General features: G+C 44.7%; 5 protein-coding genes. 2 read left to right on the forward strand and 3 right to left on the reverse strand.

Features of this window, described 5'->3' with window-relative positions; translation table 11 throughout:
- The 3 genes from KAH81_08365 to KAH81_08375 all read right to left on the reverse strand — a co-directional run.
- Window positions 1-520, reverse strand: a 520-nt coding sequence (locus tag KAH81_08365) for an alanine racemase (GenBank protein MCK5833668.1), incomplete at its 3' end; no start/stop codon positions are given.
- 52 nt (window positions 521-572) lie between these two features.
- Window positions 573-2,750, reverse strand: coding sequence for a TonB family protein (locus tag KAH81_08370; protein MCK5833669.1), 2,178 nt, complete (start codon window positions 2,748-2,750; stop codon window positions 573-575).
- A gap of 30 nt (window positions 2,751-2,780) precedes the next feature.
- Complete coding sequence (locus tag KAH81_08375) at window positions 2,781-3,578, reverse strand: polyprenyl synthetase family protein (GenBank protein ID MCK5833670.1); 798 nt, start codon at window positions 3,576-3,578, stop codon at window positions 2,781-2,783.
- Window positions 3,579-4,108: 530 nt separating this feature from the next.
- Here KAH81_08375 and KAH81_08380 point away from each other — a divergent pair.
- Complete coding sequence (locus tag KAH81_08380; GenBank protein ID MCK5833671.1) at window positions 4,109-6,019, forward strand: hypothetical protein; 1,911 nt, start codon at window positions 4,109-4,111, stop codon at window positions 6,017-6,019.
- Between the two features lie 71 nt (window positions 6,020-6,090).
- On the forward strand, window positions 6,091-6,709 hold a 619-nt coding region (locus KAH81_08385; GenBank protein MCK5833672.1), incomplete at its 3' end, for a hypothetical protein.

Consider the following 6,709-nt stretch of genomic DNA (forward strand, 5'->3'; position numbering starts at 1 on the left):
AATCGGCTACAGGGAAGTGCGAGAAAACTCCGGCTATCTTAACCCATGGAAGCTGGGCTATATGCGCAATATCTCCGATGGCGTCGGAGAACCAGAAACCGGTGCGACCCATACCGGTATCAATCTCTATGTGGCACTCGGCTTTCTTTTTTTGATGCTCGGCCTCTACAGATAGGGCGTGAACGAATACCTGGTTGACTACATTCGCATGAAGGTCGTATTCTACAATAGCCGGTATTTGTTCGAGAGTAGCAGGTGTTAGAACAATTATCTCACCAACAACGCCAGATTGGCGTATCGAAACGCCCTCATCGACAGTCGCAATCCCAAAGTGCTGAATACCAACATCGCTGGCTTCGCGGCATATCGGAACCACACCGTGACCATAGGCATTGGCTTTGACCGCAAGAATAACTTTCCGGTTTTCTACCCAACTGAGGATATTTTTTACATTATTTCTAAAGGCGTCGAGATCGACGACACAGTGAGTTTCAAGCTCGAATCCCCTTTTGTCTTTCATATTAAGTTATTTTCTTTTAAACAATTATCATTCGATTATGCGAATATAAAAACTAATGTGATCTCTCAAGAGTTTCAGTCGGCTTATTGACTCGAACCTCAAAGTAAAACCAGTCTCCAATATGTTCGATAGGAATCTCCTCGGGATTCCATTCAGTTTCTTTAACTCCGGCAATCGCAGCGTTATCGATAACATCGCTTCCGCAAGTGGCCATAAGTTCGACTTCATCGACCTCGCCAAACGGGTCTATTCTGATTTTCAGGCGAACAACACGACCTTGAAGTTTACTTTTCCATTCGGCTTGGGGATAGCGTAGTTCGACAGGGTATCTAGGTCTCGGAGCCCGGGGAATCTCTTTTCCGGTCACCGGATCAATAATTCCGCCGTGCACCGAGCGTAATTCATTACGCTTAGGTCCTTCCGTATATTCATCTTTAACTTCGGCTGTATCTTCATCTGCGAATCCAGATGAGTCGAGCATCTCAGGCGCTCGCTCTCTTTCAATTTTGGGAGCAGCTTTTCCAAGTCGAACCTGAGCAAGGTGTGCAATTTCGGTATCCGGGAAGCTATCGGCGATAAAAGTGTAGATTGATTCGGCTACAGAATAGTTAAAGGTAATGGTCTCGTGAATATATGCCATAGCAGTGAGAGCTTTAGGTCTAAATTGGCTTTGCGCAAAAGAATCTGCGACAAAGCCATAGTAAGCTAGGGCCGAATCCGTTCGGTTGTATGTAAGGAGAAATTCCTCGGCCTTGATGAAATAATAGGCCACTGTTTCTACTCCTAATGAATCGAGCGCCGCGCCTCTTCCAACGAAATAATCAACCGCACCAACTGCGTAATCGCTTTCGGGATATTGCTTAAGAAGGCTTGCAAAGGCTGAGTCAGCCTTACTTCTTTCCTGAGTCTTATAAGCATACACCCAACCAATTCCATAGGAGGCTTTGGGTGCTAGAGAGTCATCCGGATAATTTTTCAAGATATAATTATATTCAGAAAGGGCTGAATCGGGTTGTTCAAGCTCCAGAAGATACATCTCCGCAAGGGCCATCTCAGTGGCAACAATATCGACATCGATTGAGTCGTTATCCGATTGTAAAATATCTTTAAATTCCTGTAGTTTTGCAATAGAAGCGCTTTTTTGGAGAGCAAGTTCTTTAACTTTACCGGAACCAACCTGTGCCGCTGCGGAATCGAATTCAGCTTTGGCAACGGTAATCTCGCCGAAATTAAGGTGAAGGTCTCCGCGCTTGAACCATCCCCATGCAGAATTCTCGGTTCGGGGAAAATCGATGCAGACACCCGACCACACGGCAATAGCCGATGTCGTATCTTCGAGCAAATAATAAACATCGCCAATGCGTAAGTCAACCTCGGGCCAGCGCGTATAAAAATCCTCGTTTTTTCTAAGGTGTTCGTAATGTATAAGTGCGGTATTCAGGCTATCAAGCTCTGTAAAAGCTTCGCCGATGAGCATACGAGAACCGAAGAATTCCGCAGGCGTTATTTCTTTAGCAAACATCATTCTTGCTTGCTCGATGCATACCTTATAGCTTTCTTGCACAAACTCGATAGTAGCAAGGCGATAGTGGACGAGGCTGGAGTATCTTCCGCTTGGAAATGCATAGAGATAGTCTTCAAAGGCATCCTTTGCGGATATGTAATCTTCCTGTTGATAAAAAAGTTCAGCTATCATAAAGATGCTTCGTTCTGCGTAATCTCCGGATTGCGCAAGTTCTCGAAGCCTGTCGAGGGCATCATCGAAATCGCCGAGTTCGTATATACTAAGCGTCCTCCAGTAATCGGCCTCGTCAACATAATCGCTTTTCGGGAAGGCCTCCAGAAGTTCATCAAATTTGCGTACGGCCTTGGCATACTCGCCGGTTCGATAAAAACACATCCCGAGAAGAAATAACGCATCGTCGATATATTTGCTTTCTTGATAGAATGATAAAACCTTAGATGATTTTTTAATCGCGATCTCATATTTTGTAACAGCATCGGATGGCAGTGCATCGGTTGTGCTGCGTAGGCGTGTTTTTTCAGCAAAGCGGTAATTCTTTTTTGCAAGAAAAAAGGTATTGTAGTAAACACACCCGGAACCAAAAATAATATTCGCCAATGCAATGATAATAGCAGTTTTTAAAACTGATTTACTTCTTTTAGACAAGAACAATACCTCTTTTGTGAAAAGCAACCAATCCGGGAAAACCCAGGTTAAATGTTTCAAAGCGCAAGTTTTATGCCATTTGGCAACCCATCAATAAGCCCTATCGAGAATGAAATCGGCTATTGCGAATAGGTTTAGGTTTTTCTCGCTTTCTCCGAGGGCATATTTGGCTTTTTGAATCAAATCTTCGGCTATTTGCCTGCTTTTCTCTATCCCAAATAATGCGGGATATGTTGCTTTATTCCGTTCGGCGTCGGAACCTATGGGTTTCCCTAGGGCTTTTTCGTCAGCGACTATATCGAGAATGTCATCGATTATCTGGAATGCAAGTCCCATATTCTCGCCATATTTCGATACTTTATTTATCTCCTCATCCGAGGCTTTAGCGATATATGCTCCCATTCGCAGACTCGTAGCTAAAAGCGCAGCTGTTTTCCCTCGATGAATGGCCTCGAGGATTTCCGGTGTAGGTGTTATTCCTTCGGCTTCGAGGTCGAAGACCTGGCCTCCGACCAGACCCTGTGTTCCTATCGCGCGAGCAACATCTGATATAACACGGACATCGCCGGCTCTGGCCATAAGTTCGAAGGCAATCGCGTGAAGAGCATCACCAACGAGAATTGCCATAGCTTCTCCGAAAACCTTGTGGCTTGTAGGTTTACCTCTACGGAGGTCATCGTTATCCATACAAGGAAGATCGTCGTGAATTAAGCTATATGTATGTATTAGCTCCAAGGCACATGCTGGAGTATAGATAAAATCGCCTTCGCCCCCTAGGCGTTTGAAAGAGAGTACGGCGAGAATCGGTCTCAAGCGCTTACCTCCAGCAAAAACTGAATAGCGCATTGCGCTATGAAGTATTTTCGGCGGTTCTTTTTCGCGAGGCATAAGCTTCTCGAGCCACGTATTAATAATTCCGCCCTCTGATTTTAATAATTTTTCTATATCACACAAATCGACTCCTTTAAAAGGTTAGGGACAATATAATGCTGTAACTTAACACGCGCAAAGGTTTTTATGTTATTAAATATACTTGTATGCTTTTCTTGACATGACATTTGTTTTACGTTAAGTGTTCATATTGTCAGTTTCCTTAAATACCTATATTCTTTATGACCATAATACTAGTTATACATCGTTTATTCAGCTAAATGGCTTATTACCGATTAATAAAGGATATAAGGATTTTGAATAGAATTTTGTTCGCAATGTATTATTGTATAAAATATTTAACATAATCTTAATAAATCGGCCTATTATACCTTTGCTGCACGATGTGTTTTTTTCGCTTATTATTCTTACACAAAATAATAACACTTTTTTTTCCTTGTAATTGATTTTTTAATATCTAAAATACTGTAAAAGCAAATCGATTACGCTATGCATGTGTTTATTATTCTATATTTATTGGAGCTGCAATGAATAGGTGTAAGTTAATATTCTTAATTTTCTTAGCTTGTTCGGCATTAGTTGCCGAGATCCCGGAGACGATTTTCTATCAAGGAAAATTAACTTCGCCGACCGGAGTGGGGGTCAATGATACTCTTCCGTTTGTGTTTAGTATTTTTAACATCGAAGCGGGTGGAACTGCTCTTTGGACTGAGGGCTATACCACTGTGCCTATAGTCAAGGGCCTCTTCGAGGTGACGTTAGGTTCGGTGTTACCTATTGATCTTTCATTCGACAACGAATATTGGCTGCAAATATCGGTCGATGGTCATGACTTAGTCCCTCGGTCGAATTTCTCGACTTCGCCTTATGCTTTCCGAGCTAAATATGCCGATTCCGTCGGGACGATAAACTGGGGAGATATCGATGGAATGCCACCGGGGTTCGCCGATGGCACGGACGATGGCGGCACAATATATTGGTGGGATATTCTCTCTATACCTGCGGGTTTTCGAGATGGAATCGATAACGTGGACGACGACGACCATTCGAGAACGAACGAGCTTATTTGGACTTTCGAATACGACGACGTGACGGACTCTCTCTGGCTTTTCGAGGGATGTTGCAATATCAAAGCAGTCCATATCGACAACGAGGCCGACGACCTCTCCGATAATGTCCTCGACGATCTCGGCGATGTTAATACGGCCGGTTTAACTCTCGACCAAATTATACGCTGGAACGGCTCCGAATGGGTTCCGGATTCCGATTGGGTGAACGACGACGACCCCGATCCAAACAATGAGCTTATAACTTCCGTCGTTTGGATAAATGCCACACATACGTTAGTGATTACGGAAGGTACATCGCGGGCTATTTGGACAGTCCCAATCCCAATCGAAGAGGATGATTTGTCCGATAATTCGCTCTTCGATCTCGGCGATGTCGATACGACCGGCGGTTTTACAGGCAAATATCTCATGTGGGACGGAACGAGCTGGGTAATTGCCGGAGTGGATTCATCGGGTTGGGCTGCGCATGTAGTTTGGGACAGCCTTATCTCGATACCCGCAGATGTCGAATCCCTCGCAAATGGTAACCTTGGTTTCGATACTCTTTTTACAAGAAGCAAATTACCCGAAGACACAATGGTTGTTTTCTCCCAATTCAAAATCTTCGGAGAACTTATCGCAGACAGTATTCAGGCGGTGGGCGATGTTATCGAGCTCGACGACTCTATCGCCGTTCACGGCTCGGCTACAATAGACGGAAACCTAACTGTTGGCGGAAACATCTATTTTGACGGCTTGCTACACGGTAACAAGATACACTACGATACTCTATTCAGTGAAACAGGCAATATATTCGACACAACCGTTACGATGAGCCAATTCAAGGTTCACGGAGAACTTATCGCAGATAGTATCCAGGCGGTCGGCGATGTTATCGAGCTCGACGACTCTATCGCCGTTCACGGCTCGGCTTCTATCGACGGGAATATCAGCGCATCCGGCAACTTGGATGTTTCGGGTATTGTTGGCCAAGGGAAAAACTTCAGCACGGTTGCCACAATCGCAGACATCGCACCGATCGGAAGCGATGTTTCACTCACGAGTTTAACATACGGAGCAAACGGCCCCGGCTCGACGATATTCCTCTCTTTCGATGGGGTTTTCGACGATCTCAACGGCTATAACGGCGCGAGTATTATCGTCGAATTGGTCCGCAATCCGGGCGGTTCTGAAGTAATAATTGCGCAAACAGAACTCTTCGTATATAACGACGATTATTTTGCAAAAAAACCGATTTCTATTAATGGAATCGATGAACCTCCGGCAGGCACACATACATACGAAATCCGCGCAAGGTCGGTTTCATTGCCGTTCGATGGCGGGCGTTGCCTTCATGGTCATTTAATTCTCTCGGAAATTAAAGGATAAAAACAAATTTTGAAACTAGAATTTAACCAAAAAATAAACTAAGAAGTTCATTTTAAACACAGGAGGAAAAAATGAAAGGAAGTTCTATGAAGGGGAAAATCGCTATTGTTTTAGCGCTATTTCTTTTCTCGGGTCTTGCTCTCGCGCAAATCAAGTATCCCGTGACATCGGATGCCGCGTTGACCGTCGGAACGGTTGTTACGGTTGACGGCACCGATGCTAACGAGATCGTCGCGGCAGTCGGACCGAACCCATCGGCGGAGGTTATCGGTATCATTACCGCTATCCAAAATGTCGGCGGAACCGATTATTATTTAGTAAAAACCGAGGGTTATATCGAGTTGTCCTCAAAGACATTCACTCCGGGTGCTCGTTTAACGAGTGACGCGACCGGAGATATTGTCGAGGCGGCTAACGACGAGGATATGCTCGTAGGTATTGCTGTCAGCGCTACGAGAGTCCAGATACTTATCGACGACGCTAGGGCGAAGTATACATTTTTCGATGATACTGATGCAGGACTCGGCGCTGGTAACGTCCAGGATGCAATCGACAGCTTGGCCGATATGGTCGGCGACATCAATACGGATAGCATCTATATCTTTTCGAACGACACGGTCGTGTTCAGCGAATCGACATTGGTTATCTTCGAAGGCCCGGTCGAGTTCGATAGCACGGTGACGTTCAATG

The sequence above is a fragment of the bacterium genome, assembly GCA_023145965.1.
In the GTDB taxonomy this organism is placed as follows: Bacteria; UBP14; UBA6098; order UBA6098; family UBA6098; genus UBA6098.